The organism is Massilia eburnea, from assembly GCF_009720745.1.
Classification (GTDB): Bacteria; Pseudomonadota; Gammaproteobacteria; order Burkholderiales; family Burkholderiaceae_D; genus Rugamonas; species Rugamonas eburnea.
On record NZ_WNKX01000005.1, the window covers coordinates 42,136 to 61,283 of the forward strand.

Annotated in this window: 15 protein-coding genes; 3 read left to right on the forward strand and 12 right to left on the reverse strand. The window is 61.8% G+C overall.

Features of this window, described 5'->3' with window-relative positions; translation table 11 throughout:
- Window positions 1-6 precede the first annotated feature (6 nt).
- The 12 genes from GM658_RS07965 to GM658_RS08020 all read right to left on the reverse strand — a co-directional run bounded on the left by GM658_RS07965 (window position 7) and on the right by GM658_RS08020 (window position 16,645).
- A complete protein-coding gene (locus GM658_RS07965) occupies window positions 7-999 on the reverse strand; it encodes a hypothetical protein (protein ID WP_155453486.1) in 993 nt (330 codons plus the stop codon).
- Window positions 983-2,980, reverse strand: coding sequence for a glycoside hydrolase family protein (locus tag GM658_RS07970; protein WP_155453487.1), 1,998 nt, complete (start codon window positions 2,978-2,980; stop codon window positions 983-985). Before GM658_RS07970 ends, GM658_RS07965 begins: the two co-directional genes overlap by 17 nt.
- Window positions 2,977-5,868 (reverse strand): type VI secretion system Vgr family protein, encoded by a 2,892-nt coding sequence (locus GM658_RS07975; RefSeq protein WP_155453488.1) that lies wholly within the window; start codon window positions 5,866-5,868, stop codon window positions 2,977-2,979. The genes GM658_RS07970 and GM658_RS07975 overlap by 4 nt, the downstream gene beginning before the upstream one ends.
- A 52-nt stretch (window positions 5,869-5,920) precedes the next feature.
- Window positions 5,921-6,832: a PoNe immunity protein domain-containing protein gene (locus GM658_RS07980; RefSeq protein ID WP_155453489.1), complete on the reverse strand. Its 912-nt coding sequence runs from the start codon at window positions 6,830-6,832 to the stop codon at window positions 5,921-5,923.
- 170 nt (window positions 6,833-7,002) lie between these two features.
- Window positions 7,003-8,295, reverse strand: a complete 1,293-nt coding sequence (locus tag GM658_RS07985; RefSeq protein WP_155453490.1) for a tetratricopeptide repeat protein — start codon at window positions 8,293-8,295, stop codon at window positions 7,003-7,005.
- A 158-nt stretch (window positions 8,296-8,453) separates the two neighbouring features.
- Window positions 8,454-9,743: an MFS transporter gene (locus GM658_RS07990; protein WP_155453491.1), complete on the reverse strand. Its 1,290-nt coding sequence runs from the start codon at window positions 9,741-9,743 to the stop codon at window positions 8,454-8,456.
- A gap of 16 nt (window positions 9,744-9,759) precedes the next feature.
- Complete coding sequence (nagZ, locus tag GM658_RS07995; RefSeq protein ID WP_155453492.1) at window positions 9,760-11,247, reverse strand: beta-N-acetylhexosaminidase; 1,488 nt, start codon at window positions 11,245-11,247, stop codon at window positions 9,760-9,762.
- 25 nt (window positions 11,248-11,272) lie between these two features.
- On the reverse strand, window positions 11,273-12,286 hold the full coding sequence (locus GM658_RS08000) for an SIS domain-containing protein (RefSeq protein WP_155453493.1): 1,014 nt from the start codon (window positions 12,284-12,286) through the stop codon (window positions 11,273-11,275).
- Window positions 12,276-13,388: an N-acetylglucosamine-6-phosphate deacetylase gene (gene nagA, locus GM658_RS08005; RefSeq protein ID WP_155453494.1), complete on the reverse strand. Its 1,113-nt coding sequence runs from the start codon at window positions 13,386-13,388 to the stop codon at window positions 12,276-12,278. The genes GM658_RS08000 and nagA overlap by 11 nt, the downstream gene beginning before the upstream one ends.
- Entirely contained in the window at window positions 13,385-14,119 is a 735-nt protein-coding gene (locus GM658_RS08010) for a GntR family transcriptional regulator (protein WP_371865059.1), read from the reverse strand. Before GM658_RS08010 ends, nagA begins: the two co-directional genes overlap by 4 nt.
- A gap of 3 nt (window positions 14,120-14,122) precedes the next feature.
- The gene (locus GM658_RS08015) at window positions 14,123-14,992 is read right to left on the reverse strand and encodes a glucosamine kinase nucleotide-binding domain-containing protein (protein WP_155453495.1); all 870 of its coding nucleotides are present in this window, start codon (window positions 14,990-14,992) and stop codon (window positions 14,123-14,125) included.
- A 288-nt stretch (window positions 14,993-15,280) separates the two neighbouring features.
- Complete coding sequence (locus GM658_RS08020) at window positions 15,281-16,645, reverse strand: GIN domain-containing protein (RefSeq protein WP_155453496.1); 1,365 nt, start codon at window positions 16,643-16,645, stop codon at window positions 15,281-15,283.
- 193 nt (window positions 16,646-16,838) lie between these two features.
- Between GM658_RS08020 and GM658_RS08025 the strand changes: the two genes are divergently transcribed.
- Genes GM658_RS08025 through GM658_RS08035 form a run of 3 tightly spaced genes read left to right on the forward strand, consistent with a single transcriptional unit; the run spans window position 16,839 to window position 19,148 of the window.
- A complete protein-coding gene (locus GM658_RS08025; RefSeq protein WP_155453497.1) occupies window positions 16,839-17,024 on the forward strand; it encodes a hypothetical protein in 186 nt (61 codons plus the stop codon).
- A 3-nt stretch (window positions 17,025-17,027) separates the two neighbouring features.
- Window positions 17,028-17,501, forward strand: coding sequence for a hypothetical protein (locus tag GM658_RS08030; protein ID WP_155453498.1), 474 nt, complete (start codon window positions 17,028-17,030; stop codon window positions 17,499-17,501).
- Between the two features lie 9 nt (window positions 17,502-17,510).
- On the forward strand, window positions 17,511-19,148 hold the full coding sequence (locus GM658_RS08035) for an ExeA family protein (protein ID WP_155453499.1): 1,638 nt from the start codon (window positions 17,511-17,513) through the stop codon (window positions 19,146-19,148).

The following is a 19,148-nucleotide window of genomic DNA, read 5'->3' on the forward strand; positions in this document are numbered from 1 at the left end:
CCGGCCTTAGGGCAAAGTTTTGAGCTTCAAGAATTTTCCGCTTTCTTGAAGCTGATAGAGCTTTGTCCCATCTTGCGCCACGCAGAAGTGCTGTTCGTCGATATTGCAGCCGGAGTTCAATTGATCGACGACTTTCCCGCCTTTGATTGTCAGGTAGGCGCCTCCCATCGTATTGCGCTGGGATTTGGGCCCAGTCTCCATGTCCTCAACGCGCAGAACTAAGACATCTTTTGCCGGTGGCAGAACGAGGTAGACCGGGTTCAAGTTCTTGGCGAATGGCGGGGCATAGTCGTCGCTATACTCAGCCCCACCTTTCATGTAGTTGTGATTGCCGACCAATTGCGATAGCTTGCCCGCATCGCCTTTGCGGGCGATGTAGGGCGTATAGACCGGTGCACACTTTGCCCCGTCCTTTACTCTGCCATCAGGACCCACAATTTGCTTTCCACACAACTCATAGAAATTATTCAGATTGAACGGCAGCTGGGTCTGAAGATGGCCATCAAGTCGCGGATCATTTGCTGCGACTTCCAGGCCGTTACTACGCACGAAGCTGTATACGGTATGTCCAGCAAATGGCACCAACAACTTATCGCCGGCCACGATAGCGAAACCAAATTTGTCGCGGCAAGCTGGTGGTTTGGCGAGCATATGGAAGTCCGGATCGCTCCCCAATTCGACCGCAAAGTTTTTCTTCATGAATTGCGCCAAGTCCTTTTCTTCGAGGTCGGCATCAAGCATTGCGCGAAACACTGCTGGGTAGTCGAACTCTGTCTTGCGTAATTGTCCAAAGCAGTTCTGTCCCATGCCGACCTGGTTGCCGACGATCTGGATGGTCGAATATTTCATTGGTGGGACCACTTTCGCGGTATCGAGGGCATCGACTACTTTTTCGAATTTCCAGGTTCCGGCTAGTTCCGCGGCGCCTGCGCCGGAGATCGTTAAGGCGAAAGCCAGCAGCGCTGGGATTTGAATCGATTTCTTAGTGCGTTGAATCATATACATTGTTCCTGAACATTTTGATTTCTGCATTGCGGCGCTTTACCAAACCTGAAGTGCCATGATTAGTAATGTCTGCGAACTCATCGCACGCACCGCTGTAGTCTTTGGTATTGAGCTTGGACATCAGCTTTGGAAATTTACTGATGCCTCCGGTATTGAAGGCGAGGCTGACCAGAGCATCAAACTCTTGCTGGTAAAGTGGCACTGACACGGATTCCTTGATCACCTCGACCGTCCCAGCGACATTTGCTGCCAGTAGCCGTTCCGCAGCGTCTTTCGTTATGCCGTCCTTGTACTTTTCATAGCGTGGGTGCTTTTCCGCAGCCAGTACCGAGCACTTTTTCTTTGCGATGAGGCTGCCGAAACCGATGGTGCAATAACCTTCCGAATCGTCGTAGGGTTTTTCGCCAAACTTCTCCCAGTCTTTAATGAAGGCTAATCCTTTGTCCGAAAGCTCGAGATTGGATACGTCTTTTCGGTCGGACGCCGCCTGCTTCTTGTCCTCTTCCTTAGAAGGTGGGACGCCCGCGCAGTTAATCAATTTGAAGCGCGATTCCAGTCGTGCCATTTCAATCAATGGCATACCGTCGACACCGCCCTGGGTGGTGGCGTAATAGCGGTCTGCTTTCCATTCTGTGCCAAACTGGCGCACGTCTACGTGTACCCAGCTGGTGGCACCATCTTCCGCACGCTCCAGCGATAATTTGTTGACGGCCCCCCATCCCAGTTGCGCGCCTAAGCGCTTCACGAAAATGTCACTACGAATCTTGTCAACATCGGCGCCTTCACAGCGTCGCGTCGCACTTCCCTTGGTGAACTGCAAATCAAGTGCATTCCCCATGTGATTCGTCGTATGGCGGCCTTTCAGCTTGTTATGCTGCCAGCAGCGGTACCCGGACGCGATCTTCAAATAATGGAAACCAAGTTCGGCATCCTTTACCTTCGTGTAGAACTGCGCTGCGCGCATGCTCCATACCAGGGCGCGGTGCATGCCTGGGAATTCGGTGCCGGTGTAGTGCGTCTTTTTTGCCTTGTTCGCATACATTTCGACTTTGGATGAGTCAGTATACCCATGGCCGAATCCATTGCATTTGTTGCATTCGCATTTCATCGTCGCCAGACTGATGGGGTACTTGCGCAGGAACTCGTCCAACGCGAGCAAGACGCCGCCGCACACGCTGCCGGTCGGTGTGACACCCATATAGTCCTTTTGAAACTGCTTGACCGCCGCCGCAGTCTTGTCAGTGAATTCGTTCCATTTTTTGCCAGGGACAATCGTCCCGCCAAACCCGAACAGGCGGATGTTCAGTTCTTCGATAATCGGACCAGTATCTCCGACCTTGATACAGGCGCTCTTATCGCAACTGGCGTTGACGGTTTCTTTGGGAGTTCCATTCTCACCGCGTGATGGTTCTGGCTTGATCGGAATAGGCGCCTTCGATTCTTTGGCTGCCGGGGCTGCGGCAGGCGCCGGCGACTGGGCTGGTTTATCCACCGGCAGTTTAAGCACGCGATCAATCGCAAGGACGTCGGTCACACGCATGCCGTTCAATCGCGCGATCGCCTCGGCGGTTGTGCCTTCCTTCGCTGCGATTTTGGACAAGGTGTCGCCGCTCTTGACGATGTGCGTTTTGCGTTTGTATTCGCCGGGGCTGCCTTTGTCGGTCGTGCTCTTGATGGTCTGTTTCACTTTGCCGCTGGCGAGTTTGACGGAAAAATTCTCGGCCCACGGAACCAATGTCCTGATCTGCTTCATACCATCGCTGGCGAAGCGTTCGACATAGACCTCCAGTTGCGCCCCGACACGCGACACGAATTTGGTGATGCTTCCATTGCCGTCAGTGACGCCCTTGGCAACGATCTTGCCTCCTTCCCGGATCTGGTACTTCAGTCCTTCAATGCTGTTTCCGAGCGGGTCGATGAGTTTGACTTTGACCTCACTGGCCAAGTCTGTAGACGGTGCTTCCTTGTTGCTCATGATGCTTGCTCGTCGTCGTAATCGTAAATAAGGTTCCAATCGCCCTGGCTCGTGCCAACGAGAAGTTCGATTTCTTCTTCACCTTTGGTGTAGATCTGGTCCGACCGTCCATGCTGGTCAAGGCTGCCAGTTACCGCCCGTCCGTCCATGCGTTTGGCTGCGAAGGCGACATCGTCGAACTGGTGCAAGACAAAGAGGTCGTGGATATCGAGGCGGTTGCTGAACTTATCGGGATAATTCGTCGTGGCCAGTTTAGGCAATGGCGGCAAGTTGACGCTTGAATCCATTGGCCCGCCCAGGTCCTTCATGCTGGCTTTGAATTCGACTTTTCCAGGTGCGTTCAGGGTGATATTGCCGCCCTCGATGCGGATCGCCGCACCTTGGGTCGTCAGCAGCACGTGCTGCTTGGCAGCGATGTTCACTTCGGCGTTGATACTGGCAACCGAGACTGCCTTGTCGGCGGTCAGGGTTGTCGGGGCATCCTGACTCTGGCTGCTGAACTTTCCGCTGGCCGCGTGCAGATGCACACCGGTTTCCTGGTTGGGCTTTTCCTTGTCGCTGGCTTTGCCGTACGTGAACAGGCTGATGCCGCGTGCCGAGGAATGCAGCAGGTTTGCTTGTGCCGCAAAGTTGATGTCGTGGCTGGATGTCAGGCTGCCGGCGTTATCTGAGGCAAGCACGGCGCTTGTTGGCGTCGCAGCGACAATGCCTGCCGGGCTGTCGAACTGGAGCAACGGACTGTCGAATGCCGTGGCGCCGGAATTGGAGTGCGTCGCTAAGGTCTTCGATGTATGTTGAAGCCCTGCCGTGACAGGGAGTTTTTCCGTTTTTTCCTGTTCTGGCAAATCCGCGCGGTGGACCTTGGCCTGGTCCGCCAGCGACATTTGCAACTGCAAAGCGCTTTGCACCTGGCCTTGTGCAGAGCGGGCATCAAGGACTTGGCCGCTGCCGCCTCGTGCACTGTGCGACGTCAGAAGCATGCCTTTGCCAGCGCGAACAGCGAGCGCGTGCTCAGTCTTCAGCTCCGCGCCGAAGCCGACAGGATGCAGGCGCTGGTTGTCGGTCTGGTGGCGCAAGTGCCCCAGGTTCAGCTCCGCCGTGCCCTGGTGCGGCTTGGCGTGGCGCTGCAAAGCCACGCGCGCCTGGCCCGGTGTGTCGTCAAACACCAATTGGCTGTAGGCGCCAGCTCCGGCCTGGCTGCTTTGCATCGCCTGGCTTTTCAGACCGGACAGCGCGGCAGGGTGAGCGTGGCCGCCTGCTTCGCCGGGGAACCATGCCGGCGCATTGCCGGTGGCTGCGCCAGTCCCAGCGCCGATCTTGTTGTGCTGCGCATCGGCCTGGCCTTCACCGTTATACAAGGCGCCGATGATCACGGGGCGGTCGATGTCGCCTTCAAGGAAGTCGACCAGCACTTCCTGGCCTACACGCGGCAGCGCATTGCTGCCCCAGTTGGCGCCAGCGATGGGCGCCAGCGGCGTGGCTACGCGCACCCAGGTGCCTGCACTGTCGTCGGCCGGGGCTCCGCTGTCGCCAGCCTGCAGCGAGGGCGCCAGGCGGCTATGGCTGTTATCGCCGCGCTGCCAGTGGAACTGCACTTTTACGCGGTGATCGCGGTCGGTGAACACAGGCGCACCGGATGGCCCGACCACGATAGCGGTCTGCTGGCCTTGCACGGTAGGGCGCTTCCATGGCGCGGTGCTGCGGTAGGGCAGCTCGGCATTGATGGCGTCAATGCGGTTGCGGTACAGGGGGCGTTCAGCGATGGCTGATCCAACGGCGTGACGGCTTTCGGCCAGGTCGGCGTCATTCAGCAGTTGCAGCGCGGCCTGTCCGAGCTCGCGCTGGATATTCGAGCGCATTTGCGCGGCCAGGTTGTTATGCATCAGGTGCAGCACGCGTACGGCGATGAAGTCGCCGCTTTCGCCAGTCACCGGTTCGCCCAGCAGCGCAAAGCGTGTTGCAGGCGCCATGGTGCGCACGGTGCCGGCGCCGGTCACATTGGCGCGCGCGACGTCGAGCGCCTGCAGGCGGCGTTCGGCCAGCCGTTGGCCATGTTCGCGGCTGCTGTAGGCATAGGCGCCCGGAACCTCGCGTGCACCCAATGAAATATCGCCGCCGCCGGCGCCGCCAGCATTGGCGGCACGCCGGTCGAGTGTGCGGTAATCCCAGCTTTGCAGCGCAACTTCGCTGGTGAGCAGGCTTGCCTGCATGCGCCAGCGGTCCATGCTGTCCTCGCGCATGACGGCGCCGGGCTGGGTGAAGCGCACGGCCGCCTGCGCGTTCGGCTGGAAGGCGCCATTGTGGTCGGCGATCACCAGCACATGGCCGTCGCTGCGGTGCTCGTAGAAATAGAACAGGCCTTCTTCCGCCATCAGGCGTTCGGCGAAGCCCCAGTCGCTTTCCTGGTATTGCGTGCACAGGCTGCGCTTTGGATAAACCGAGCGGTCGGCCAGCTCGAAGCGCCACTCCGGCACCAGCTTGCCCTGGCCCTGCCAACTGCCCAGCACTGCGTCGAGGATGTCGCAGACCGACATGTCCTGGAAAATGCGGCTGTCGCGGTTATGGGCGAGGAATGCTGTCCAGGGTTCCAGGCGCACGGCGTAGCGCGCCAGTCCGCCATTGGATGCGCTCAATTCAATGGCCGTGATATGGCCGTGGAAAGGACGCAGGGCCGCAGCTCCGCCCGCGGTCACCAGTTCCAGCAATGCCGGCTGGCCAAGCAGGGACTTCAGCGGAATGGCGGTGTCAGTGGAGAGAGTTGAAATGTCGAAGGCGAACGGCTTGCCGATCGCCTCTTCGCCGCGCACGCATTCGACCAGCAACTGCGCGGCGCCTTGCGGCGTGGTCAGCCGCAGCAGGCGTGTATCTTGGGTGAGGCGATCCAGCATGTCATTGTGATTTCGATAACCATAACGACCGCCATTACAGCCTAGAAATTCTCTATAAGCAAGAGTGATTCAATTGAATCGCCATCCTTGCAAAAGACAAGTCACCAGGAAATCGCTGGGGAGGCGCCACATAGGCCGCAAGCTTGCAGGCATTGGCCTGCCGCGCAAAGTCGACCATGTCTTTTGGATAGTAGGGCAGGTGACGATAGCTCGCATCATCGATACCGAGCACCAGGGTGATGGCGGCAGCTTCCCACGCCCAATAGCCCACGAACTGGTAACCCGAAGTATGGCGGTCATAATAGTCTTCGCGGCGGCTGGCCTGGTACCACGCGGCGAGGTAGTTGGCCATCAAGGTCGGACGTTCGGCATGGGGCGCCGCAAACACCGGCATTGCGTTCGAATAGGGCAGGTTGCGGCGGCAGGTGCTGGCCTCCACATCGCGGCCGCCGATGCAGTGGTCGAGCAAGCGTTCAAGCAGGGCGTCGCGCTTCTCGTTGCAGTAGTCGATCAGGGGGGCGAGGCGCGGCAACAGCTGCTGTCTTCCAAGCAGGATGCCGAAGCAGACCATCGCCAGCGCGTGGCGGTAATCCGGCCCGGCCAGTGCAAAATGCGCCCATGGCGTGTCCCGCTTGTCGCTATTGTTGTATGCCTGGTTGTAATGGGCATAGGTTTCCCAATGCTCCACCGCCTGCTCGTAGAACGCTTGCAGTTCGCCGATATCATGGCCGCCGCTGTAGCAGTTGGCCAGGTGGCTGCAGGCGTCCATTGCCAGGCGCTGCGTCGCATGCATCAGGTTAAACAGGGGGATCTGCGCGACTTGCTCCGGCGGCTGTTGCAGGCGTTCCCGCACATGCTCGAAAGTCTCGAGCTGGCTGCAGAAATTCTCCTGGTAGACGTCGTAATTCAGCAGTGGCTCGCGGAGGGATTGCAGGAACCTGTCCGCTGGCTGGCAGTCTGGCATGGCGTGTTGCACTTTCGGTAACCGGGGCAAAACGACATTACAGCTTAGAAAACCGGTTGCGGCAAGAGTGATCCAATTGAATCGCCCCTTATCGTCGTAAAACAGTCGTAAAAAAAGCGGGAAGACTCGAAAGCCGTTCCCGCTTTGTGCTGTCCCTTGGGACGGAAGGTTTAACCCTTCTTGTTGTCGTCCTCGCCTACAGTCGCTGGGTATGGACGGTTGACCCACAGGATCCAGTAGCGCGCCAGGTCGGCACGGCCGTCGTTGCCCTGCACGGTTTCCAGGATCTTGATGGCTTCATCCTTCTTGCCGGCCATCGCGTAGGAATAGCCCAGGCGCAGTTTGGCGTCTTCGGCGTTTTTCAGGCCGCCCTTGGCAATGCCGTCCTGGATCAGCTGCAGGCCTTTGTCGTACTGGCCCATGGTCACGAAGGCGTAGCCCAGGTTCACCAGGCCGGTGCCATTCTTGGCTTTACGTGCCGAAGTTTCGCTGGCAGCGATGTTCTTCATGTCGTCGGCAGCCTGCTTATCCAACTCGGCTTTCAGCTTCTTGACCTTGGCGTTCATGGTCACAGCGCCGTTGGCGATACCGGCATCCAGCACGGCCTTGCCTTCGATGAACTGGCCTTCCAGCTGGTCGATTTCGGCCAGTTCGATGTAGTCCTGCTCTTCCATCTTGGTGGTGGCCACTTTCTGCAGGCGTACGATGTCAGCCGAGAAGCGGGTGTTGTAGTTTTCCTTGCCGCGGGTGCGGTACAGCATGTCCGACCAGTAGCGGTCAAGCGGATGCCAGCGCACCAGGCCTTCCAGCGCGACCAGGTAGTTCGCCTTGTCCTTCAGGCGGTGCGACGCGTCGGCCAGCATGTGCAGTTCTTCGCGGGTCATCGGCTGCTTGGTCTTGATGCTCTCGTCCAGCTTTTTCAGCAGGTCGGCCTGCACGCCCTTGTAGTCGCCCGATTCGAAGCGGATTGCCATGATCTGGCGCGGCACTTTCGTGTCGCCGGACATTTCGCCGTACTTCTGCAGGTTTTCGATGGTCTTAGGATAGTTCTTCTGTTCCTGGTAGTAGCCAGCCAGCGCTTGGGTGAACTTGGCTTTTTCGGCGGGTTCCAGGCGGCCGGAGGCGATCATCGATTCCAGCATTTCGATCAGCTTTGGCTTATCGTTCATGCCCAGCGCCACGGCCAGGCGCATGCGGTTGATGATGTATTGCTCGTACGGCGTCTTGTTCGGCATGGCGTCAGCCTGGTCGATCAGGGCAGACGCTTCGCTGTACTTCTTGGCTTCCAGCAGTGGGCCGAGGGTTTTACCGTCCAGGAATTTGACCATATCCTTGCGCACGGTCTCCTGCTGCGCTTCGGCCTTTTTGTCTTCCGCATGTGCGGTCTGCACCAGCGCCGGGACGGCGCCCAGGCCAATCGCTGCCAGCAGCAGGCCGATACGTGCGAAACGGTATTGGGTCATGGTATGTGATCCTTATTGTGGTTGAGGCAAACGTCTATTCTCCCATAATTTCGCCATGGGACCCCTTTTCTGAAGGGGGCAATTGTAACGAAACCTCACGGAGCGCCGAACGCGCAGCCTTCTGCCTCGAACTGCACGCAACGCTCAGGCGCCAGCCGTCAGGCCGCTTCGAGTTCGGCGTCCCCGGTGGCCTTTTCCCGCGACTCCATCGGGATGAATTGCGACAGGATGGCGACCGGAATCGCAGCCAACAGCACCCAGACGAAGAAGTTCTTGTAGCCCAGCGCTGTCTGGATATCGCCGCTGACCCAGCGGAACAGCACAAAGCCCAGTTGCATCACGCCGGTGGAGAAAGCGTAGTGTGCAGTCGTGTATTTGCCCGGCGCGACCACCTGCATCATGTACAGGATCACGCCCACGAAGCCGAAGCCATAGCCGAACATTTCCACGCTCAGCGCGACGCCGATGGTGGTCAGGTCGGTCGGCAGGGAGTGCGACAGGAAATAGAAAACCAGGTTGGGCAGGTTCATCGCCAGGATCAGGAACAGGATCGCACGGCGCAGGCTAAGCCATGATGTGAAGTAACCGCCGGCGATGGAGCCGATGATGAAAGCGATAGTTCCGCTGGTCCCGTAGACGGCGCCCACCTCGGCGGTGCTCAGTGCCAGGCCGCCCGCTGCGCGCGCGTCGCGCAGGAACAGCGGTCCGATGGTCTGCACTTGCGCCTCGCCGGCGCGGAACAGGATGATGAACAGGAGCGAGATCCAGATGCCGGGCTTGCGGAAGTAGTCGATGATCACTTCCTCCAGCGTGCGCGTGACGCCGGCAACGGTGTGGTCTTCCAGGCGCGCATTGGGACTGAGCGGCAGCGCCCAGAAGTTGTAGGCTCCCAGCGCGCACATGGTCAGGCCGAGAATGCCGAAGATGACGGTCCAGGCCGAGGTAACGCCCTGCGTCTTTTCCAGGTAACCGGCCAGCATCAGCAGGCCGCCTTGCGCCAGGAACCGCCCGGCGTTGAAGAAGGTTCCAGTCCAGCCGGCATATACCGCCTGCTCCTTCTTGGTCAGGCTGGCGATGTACAGGCCATCGCAGGAAATATCGTGCGTGGCGGAGGCAATCGAGACCAGGAACAGCACGCCGATGCTGGCGCTGAGCCAGAACGGGAAGTGCAGCGCCAGCGCCACCAGGCCCAGGCAAACGCCGCCAAACAGCTGCAAGCTCACCACGACGAGCTTCTTGCTCGGAGCCAGTTCGAGGAAGGGACTCCACAAGGGCTTGAAGATCCACGCCGCGCCCAGGAAGCCGAGCCAGTGCGTGATCTCGGTGTTCGGCATGTTCATGCTCTTCATCATCTGGCCAAAGACCAGGGCAATGGCGAAGTAGGGCAGGCCCTGCGCCAGGTACAGCGAAGGGATCCACTTCAGCGGGTTATGGCGTGCAGCGTCCATCTTGTCTCCTTGAGCTTCAGGCAAAGCCGGGAACCGGGCAGCGGCCGGTGGCTTCCAGTTCGCCCGACAGCCAGGCGTTGACAGCTTCCAGTGCCGGCGCGGCGAAGCCATAAGTCATCAGGGCCGGCGACTGGATGTCCAGCGCCTGGTAAGGGTTCCACAGCGCCAGGTGCAAGTCCGGCGTCCAGTTGCGGCGGGCGTTGTCGCCGTAGCGCAGGCGCGAGGTGGAGGCGAGCACCGTAAAGCGGCCGTCTTGCGGCAGCGACGACCAGTCGAAGGTGTTGGCGTCGGCGAAGGTGACCAGCTCCACGTCGAACAGCTTGCCGAGCGAAGCAGCCACCGTGGCTGCAGGCACGCCGGCTTCGGATACGCCGTCGCTCACCACGTCCTGGCGCACGACCAGGCGCAGCTTGCTGCCGGGAGCAGGACGCTGCGGATTGCCGCGCGCGGTGAGGGCGCGGCGCCAGCCTTCGGCCATGATGACGCGGTCGGCAGCATCTTCCTTATAGGAGCGCTGCTGGCAAGGGTAAGCTTGCGCCAGTGCGTTCAGGCGCGCAAGGCGTTCATCGACGGCGGCTTGCGACAGGGACCCGTCGGCCAGCGCGGCGGCAATGGCGTCCAGCGTTTCATTTTGCGTTTCGGGCGTGCCGAGCGCCATGACCATGTCGGCTCCCGCCAGCAGGGCGCGCACGGCGGCGTTGCCCACGCCATAGCGGCCAGCGATGGCGTGCATGTCCATGCCGTCGGTGATGATCACGCCTTTGTAATTCCACTGCTTGCGCAGGATGCCGTCCAGGATGGCGGGCGACATGGTGGCTGGATTGTCGGCGTCGATGGCAGGATAGACGATGTGCGCGGTCATCATGGCCGGCGCCACCGGCGCGGCGGCGCGGAAGGGCGCCAGTTCCAGCGCATCGAGTTGCGGCAGCGCCTTGTCGACGGTCGGCAGGTCGCGGTGCGAATCGACGTGGGTATCACCGTGGCCGGGGAAGTGCTTGACGCAGCAGGCCACCCCTTCGGCGTGGCTGCCGGCCATCCAGGCCATCGCCAGTTCAACGGCGCGCGCCGGCTCGGCGCCAAAGGAACGCTCGGCGATCACCGGGTTGTTTGGATTGTTGTTCAAGTCCAGCACGGGCGCGAAGTTCCAGTTGAAGCCGAGGGACTTGGCAGCGCGCGCCACGGCAGCGCCGGTGCGGTAGGCCAGGTCGGCATCGTCGGCGGCGCCCAGGCCCATGGCCGCTGGCGGCGCTGGCACCCAGGTCGAGCGCACCACGGCGCCACCTTCCTGGTCGATGGCGATCAGCGCATTCGGGCCCATCGCTTCGCGCAGGTCGGCAGTCAGCTTGGCCAGTTGCGCCGAGTCGGTCATATTGCCGCGGAAGAGGCACACGCCGCGAATGCCGTTGGCGCGGATGAAATCAGCCGTCGCCTGGTCCAGCACCGTGCCAGGGAAGCGGATCATGATGAGTTGGCCCGCGATTTTTCGTAATGCTTGTGTGCTCATGTAAAGCTCCGTCCTTGCCGCGCGGTCAATGGGTCTTGGTGACTTTGTTCAGGTGCCGTGGGCGGTCCGGATCGAGCCCGCGCGCTGCGGACAGCTTGGCCGCCATCACATAGAAGGCCTGGATCGCAACGATCGGGTCCAGGTCCGGCGTCGCCGCGACCGGCAGCGTCAGGTCGCGCGAAGCCACGTCTTCCGGGGCAGCCAGCAGGACGCGCGCGCCGCGGCCGCGCATTTCTTCCGCCAGTGCCAGCAAGCCGGCCTGGGTCGGGCCGCGCGTTGCGAAGATCAGCAGTGGATAGCCTTCATCGATCAGCGCCATCGGGCCATGCTTGATTTCGGCGCCGGAAAAGGCTTCCGCCTGCAGCGCCGAGGTCTCCTTGAATTTCAACGAGGCTTCCAGCGCCACCGGGAAGCTGATGCCGCGGCCAACGACCATGATGTTGCGGGCAGGCGCCAGCACTTCAATCGCAGGCGACCAGTCCACCTCGCAAGCTGCGCGCAGCGCGGCAGGCAGCGCCGCCAGGCCTTCCAGCAATTCCGGATCGTTCTGCCAGTGCGCCACCATGCGCGCGCCGGCGACCAGGGAGGTAATGAAGCTCTTGGTGGCGGCCACGCTTTGCTCTTTGCCCGCGCGCAGGGGCATCGCCCATTCAGCGCTGTGCGCCAGCGGCGAATCGGTATCGTTGACCAGCGCCACGGTGGTCGCGCCGCCGTCGCGGAAGTAGCGGATCGGTTCCACCACGTCCGGGCTCTGCCCCGATTGCGAGACCGACACCACCAGGGTGTCGCGCGTGATCAGCGGCGATTTGTGCAGGGTCACCAGCGACATCGGCAGCGACGCGACCACGCGCCCCAGGCGCGACATTATCAGGTAGGCGATGTAGTTGCAGGCATGGTCCGAGCTGCCGCGTGCCACGGTCAGCGCGGAGTTGAACGGCGTGCTCCTCAGTTTGCGGCCCAGCTCCGCGTAGCGGTCGGTGTCCTGCGCCAGCTGCTGTTCTACGCAGTCGGCGGCAGACAGGGCTTCTTTAAGCATCATTGAGGTCACAACGTTCTCCTTCGATATAAACGGCTTTCAGTTTCAGGTCCCGGTCCATCACGACCAGGTCGGCATACGCGCCGCGTGCCAGGCGGCCGCGGTCCTGCAAGCCGAGGTAATCAGCTGCATGGGTGGAAACTCGTTTGGAGGCGTCGGCCAGGTCGAGGCCCAGTCCGACCAGGTTGCGCAGGGCCTGGTCCAGCGTCAGCGTGGAGCCGGCCAGGGTGCCGTCGGGCAGGCGCACGCCGCCCATGCATTTATGGACCACGTGGCGGCCCAGCATGTACTCGCCGTCCGGCATGCCGGTGGCTGCGGTGGAGTCGGTCACGCAATACAGGCGCGGGATGGCGCGCAGCGCGCCCTTGATCGCACCCGGGTGCACGTGCAGCAAGTCCGGAATCAGCTCAGCGAATTCAGCATGCGCCAGCGCCGCGCCGACCATGCCGGGCTCGCGGTGGTGCAGGCCGCTCATGGCGTTGAACAGGTGGGTGAAGCCGGTGGCGCCATGGTCCAGCGCAGCCACGCCTTCTTCATAAGAACCGAGCGTGTGGCCGATCTGCACCCGTACGCCGTGCTTGGCCAGGTCGCTCACCAGTTCCAGGTGGCCGGAGATCTCGGGCGCTACGGTGATTACGCGCATCGGCGCCAGCTTTTCCAGGCGATGCACCTCCTCAATCGTGGCGGCGCGCGCGAAGTTCGGCTGCGCGCCCAGCTTGCCGCTGTTGATATACGGGCCTTCCAGGTGGGCGCCCAGCACGCGTGCCTCGCCCTTGCCGCGCTGGCGCACAGCCTTGCCGATGGCGGCCAGCGCCACATCGATATCTTCGGGCGGGGCGGTCATGGTGGTGGCCAGCATCGAAGTCGTGCCGTGGCGCGCGTGGATCGCGGCAATCGCGTGCACGGCGTCGCCGCCTTCCATCACATCTTTTCCCGCGCCGCCGTGTACATGAAGGTCGATAAAGCCGGGCAGGATGTAGTCATCGCTGTTCAGCATTGGATCGCTGCTGCTGCCCGCCACATCCTCGATCCGCTCGCCGAAGGAAATGGTTCCGTTCAGCCAGCCGGATGGGGTCAGGATATTGCCTTTGATTGCCTCGTTCATCGACGCGACTCCGCTACAAATTCATAATAGTCACTCCGGCAGAAGGAGTGGGTCAGTTCGACTGCCGCGCCGTTTTCCAGGTAGCTCACGCGCGTGATGTGCAGCATGGCGGTGCCGGGGGCGATATTGGCCAGGCGGGCTTGTTCGGCATTGGCATTGATGGCGCGGATGTGCTGCAGCGCGCGCATCGGCACATTGCCGGTGGCCTCCAGGTAGCCGTACAGGGAGCCGTGCACCGTGCCCGGGTCGGGCATGTAGGTGGCCGGAATGGTCGAGGTCTCGATTGCCATCACCACGTCATCGGCGGTACGCAAGCGCTTCAGGCGCGCCACCGGCATGTTCGGCGACAGGCCGAGCGACAGCAGCTCCAGCGGCGCCGCGATTCCGATCTCGCGCTGCAGCCAGCGCGAACCGGCGGTAAAGCCGCGCTGGCGCAGCTCTTCCGAAAAACTGGTCAGGCGCGACAGCGGCTGTTCCAGCTTGGGCGTGATGTAAGTTCCGGATCCGCGCCGCCGCGTCAGCATGCCGCGGGCGCACAGCATGTCGATGGCCTTGCGCGCGGTCACCCGCGAGATATTGAGCATTTCCGACAGCACCCGTTCGGAAGGCAGTGCCTCATTGGCGCGCCAGTCGCCGCTGGCGATGCCGTCGGACAGCTTGTTCGCCAACTGCATGTACAGAGGGGTATCGCTGTCGGCGTCAGGCCGGAAATCGCTCATTTGGGAAAGCACGTGCTACTCCTTCAAATGTTGTTGGATCAGGCGCAGGCCGCCGGCGGCGGAATCGCCCTTGGGCGATACGATGCGCTGCTGCAGGTCAGGCGGCAAGTAAGGGCGCAGCGGCTCGCCAAGCCCGCCGCACAAGGCGATCGGCAAGGACGCACTCGGGTCCAGGCCATGCGCAATCAGCGCTACTTGCCGCCCCGCGTCTTCCAGGATGGCGCGCGCCACTGTGTCGCTGTGCGCATGCTGCAGGACGATGCGCGCCAGTTGCGCATAGGCGGTCTGTGAAGCATTCGCCAGCCAGACCTGGATCCGGTCACGGCTGCCGCCGCAGGCCTCGGCCACCGCGTCGGCAAAGCCGTTGCCCGGCACGCGGCCGTCGATCACTTGCTGTACATGGTTGATCGCCTTCATGCCGATCCAGGCGCCGCCGGCTTCGTCGCCGGAAGGGAAGCCCCAGCCGCCGACTTCATGGCGCGAGCCGTCGACATGCAGGATTTCGCCCACGCTGCCTGTGCCCAGGGCGATGATGGCGCCGGGACGTCCTTCATGCGCGCCCAGCACGGTGGTGAAAGCATCGGTTTCCAGCGCCACCGCGGCATAGCCAGGGTTGGCGGCCACGAAATTGGCGGCCCACTGCTTGTTATGGACGCCGGCCAATCCCAGGCCGATGGCAATGCGCTCGCGCGCCGGCTGGACAATACCAGCTGCGCCGAAGGCGAGCGCCATGGCTTCCTCGACGGCGGCCCAGGCATTCTTAATACCATGCAGCAGGGCGGATGGACCGGCCTGGCCTTCACCCAGCGGCTGGCCGTCGATACCGGCCAGGCGCACACGGGTTCCGCTGCCGCCGCCGTCCACACCAATCAGGAATTCGATCATTTTTCAAAGGGATGAAAAGAACTGTGGCGACTATATGAGGAGCACACCAGCTTGTCAACAGGTATTTAACTGGTATTGTTTAGGCTGGCAGCTAAACAAGGTCAATAAGCTGTAACTCATTGAATATTATGGGAATAAATTGGGCTGAAAATGGTATGCACTTTGGTATGGACTGCTGCTGCCAAAGTGATCGTGCGGGCGAAAAAAAGCCCGGCTGGGTGAGAGCCGGGCAGGAGGAACACAGCTAATCGCTGCCGGCGCCTTAGGCGTCAGCAGCGATGTCGTCAATCATTCGGTGTGGGCGCCGCGACGGTCGACTGTCACCACACGCTGTTTATCGGAGTCCAGTTGCTGGCCTTGGGCGGCCACTTTGCCTTGTACGTTGACGGTGGCATTACCCGGACCGTTCACATTGACCTCGGCCTGCTTGGCCAGCATGTCGCGCGCATCCAGGTTGCCGGGGCCGGTCACGCTGGCGCTGAGGGCGCCGGTCCAGCCGCGCAGCTGCACGCCGCCAGGGCCGCTCATGCTCACTTTCACGTTCTTGCACTCAGGTTCGGCCTGCAGGTCGCCGGAGCCGCGCACTTCCACATCCAGCGAATCGCTTACCTTGCTCAGGAAGACGTTGCCCGGGCCGCGGCTGCGCGTGATGGCCTTGGCCACCTTCAGCCCTTTGGCATCGAGGTCGCCCGATCCGCTGACTTCGGCACTCAGGGTCTCGGCGCTGCCGGACAGGTTCATGCTGCCAGGGCCGCTCAGGTTGACGCGGGTGTTCTGGGTTTGCAGGCCGCGCGCTTCCAGGTCGCCGGAACCGTGCACTTCGGCGTCGAATTTCTTGATGGTGCCGCTCAGGCAGGCGTTGCCGGGTCCATTCAGCATGGCGCTGACGTTCTCCACCTGCAGGCTGCAGGCTTCCAGGTCGCCCGAGCCGGAGACTTCGACACGGATATCCTTGCTGCTGCCGCGCAGTTCAACCGAGCCAGGGCCATTCATCGCGGCGTTGACCTTGTTGGCGCGCACGTCGTCCGCTTCCAGGTCGCCCGAGCCGGACAAGACTGCATTGAAGTCGCCGCTGATGGATGGTGCGCTGACGTCGCCAGGGCCGGTCATGACCAGGTTGACATTGGTGGCGCGCATGCGGTGCAGGTGCATTTCGCCGCTGCCGCTGGACTTCACGGTCAGTTCGGTCGCGCTGCCCGATGCACTCAGGTCGCCGGGGCCGGTCGAGATCAGTTTCAGCTCGCTGCCATCGACGTGCTCCAGTTCCACGTCGCCGCTGCCGCTGTTGCTCAGGGCCTTCAGGCCTTGGGCGTTGATTTTCACGATCACCGGCTCATGCTGCCTGCCGAAGCCGAAGACCCAGTGGTTGCGGCGCAGGGGACGCACATGCAGGGTATCGCCCTGGACCACGGTTTCCAGCTGCGCCAACTCGCGTTTCGGGCCGCTGACCTCAACGGCCGGTGCGCCCTGAGCATCGATCAGCACTTTATAAGGGCCGTCGACTTCAATGCGCGAGAACGCCGTCACCGGGCGGCTTTCCCGGGTAGGGGTGTAGTCGGCCTTTTTTTCGCTCTCGGAAGGGCTGGCGTGCAGGGCGGAGACGCCCAGCGCGATCAGGGACAGGGCGGTGCCGTAGGTGATCAGCTTGTTCATTTTTAATGTCACTGTTCAGGTTTGGTGATGCTGCAACGATAGGCGAATCGGCCGCGGCGCTGGCCCGGAAAAAGACAGACGCGCAAAAACGGGGGGCAAACTGCATTTTTTCGATACTGAAATGCACGCGCCATCGGCCAAAAAGTTGTGATTTCGCCTTGAAATGTCATAATGCTCGTCAGGAGAGACACTTATGATCAAGTACTTGGGAACCAAAAAGACCGACCAGGGCGGAACGGTATACGTGTTCCTGATCAATGGCTTGCAGAAGGAGATCCGTGAGGGTTCCCTTAAGCAATACCCTGGCTGTTACGAAGCGCTGCCGCCATCGGCCAAGGCCAAGATCAGCGCGAACCGTGCCTGGTTCCAGAAACTGTAAGTAATGCCCTGTTTGCGCATCCTTGCGGCGGGCCTGCTGGCCGCCGGTTCCCTGGCGCAGGCGGCGCCGCCTTCCCATTTCGGCGACGTGGTCGGCAACGGCCTGCTATGCCGCGACCAGACCAGCAACCGTTACTATTTCGATTACCTGAGCCAGTATTTCGGGCGTCCTTACAAGCGGGAGGGCGGGGCCTACTGGTTTCGCACCAACGATGCCATCCTCTGGGGCTTCCCGGTGCTGGAGGTGATCATCAGCGATGAGAGCTACCCCTACAGCTTTGTCGGCGCCGTCACCGATACCACGCCGGAAGAGCTGGAAAAGGCCATCCTGAACCAGGACGGCCTGGCCTATGCGAAAATCGACACTTCGCGCTACCCGGTGCGGGAGTCCAAGCCGGGCAGCCGCATTGTCTATTTCAACACGCGCTCCAAGATATACTGCGCCAAATTCAAGCAATTGCCGCCCGCGCTGCGCTAGGCGCCGACCATGTACACGCAATACTTCAACCTCAAACAGCAGCCGTTTTCGATTGCCCCCGACCCGCGATACCTGTTCATGAGCGAACGGCACCGCGAGGCGCTGGCCCACTTGCTGTATGGCGTCGGCAGCGGCGGCGGCTTTGTCCTGCTGACCGGTGAAATCGGCGCCGGCAAAACCACGGTGTGCCGCTGTTTCATGGAGCAGATCCCCGCCGATTGCCGCCTGGCCTACATCTTCAACCCCAAATTGACGGTGGAAGAGCTGCTGCAGACGGTGTGCGATGAATTCGGCGTGGCGCCGGAGGGCGCCAGCGTCAAGTCCTATGTCGACGCGATCAACAGCTACCTGCTGGAATCGCATGCGGCGGGCCATAACAACGTATTGGTGATCGATGAGGCGCAAAACCTGTCGGCCGACGTGCTGGAGCAATTGCGCCTGCTGACCAACCTCGAGACCAGCGAACGCAAGCTGCTGCAGATCATCCTGATCGGCCAGCCGGAGCTGCGCCAGATGCTGGCCCGGCCCGAGCTCGAACAGCTGGCGCAGCGCGTGATTGCGCGCTACCACCTGGGGCCATTGTCCGAGCCGGAAGTCGGCAGCTATATCCAGCACCGCCTGGCGGTAGCTGGCGCTGGGGCAAAGGAGCTGTTCCCGTTTGCGCTGCTGCGCCGCATTCACCAGTTAAGCAAAGGCGTGCCGCGGCGTATCAACCTGCTGTGCGACCGCGCTTTGCTGGGCGCCTACGTCGAGAACCGCGCGCAGGTGAACGCCACGATCCTGCGCCGCGCTGCGGAAGAAGTATTTGCCGGCGAAGCCGCCCCAGCCCGTATTCGCCCATGGCACATTGCTGGCGCATGTGCGCTGGCCAGCGCCGCACTGACCGCCGCAGCGGCGTGGCAGATGATGCCGTCCGCGCGCGCGCCGGCCTTGTCGCCTGCTGCCGCGCCGGCATCGGCAGCGAAAGGTGCCGCTGCACGCGCCACCGTAACCCTGCCACCGCCCGCACCGGCCGCTGGCGCGCCGGAAGCCGGCGCCATGCCGGTGGAAGCTCCTGCGCCGACGCGCCTGACAATGGACGCCGCCCTGAGCCAGCTGGCGGCGAAATGGAACGTACAGCTGGCCGAAGGCGAAGGCTGTGCCGAAGCCGTCAAGCACAACTTGCGCTGCTTGCAGGCCAAGGGCGGCCTGGACGAAATCCGCCAGCTTGACCGCCCCGTCATCATCAAACTGCGCGATGGGCAATCGCTGCCGCGCAATGTCCTGCTCACCGCCCTCGACGACAAAAGAGCCACGCTAGTCGGCGTCCGCGGCATTGAAACCGTCCCGGTGGATACGCTGGAAGCCAGCTTCGACGGCACCTTCACCACGTTCTGGCGCGCCCCGCGCATCTGGCGCGAAGAAATCACTACAGGCGACAAAGGCCCGGACGTCGATTGGCTGGCACGCCGCCTGGCGCAAGTGAACGGGGTCAAGAAACCGCATGATAACCAGCCACTCGCAGGTGAAACTTTGCGATACTTGCGCGAGTTCCAGCTTGCCCAGGGCCTCAAGGCCGACGGTGTAGCCGGACCAAGAACCTTCATCCGCCTGGCGGAACCGGGCGCTGAAACCGAGCCGCGCCTGTTGGCCGAGGCGGGGAAATAA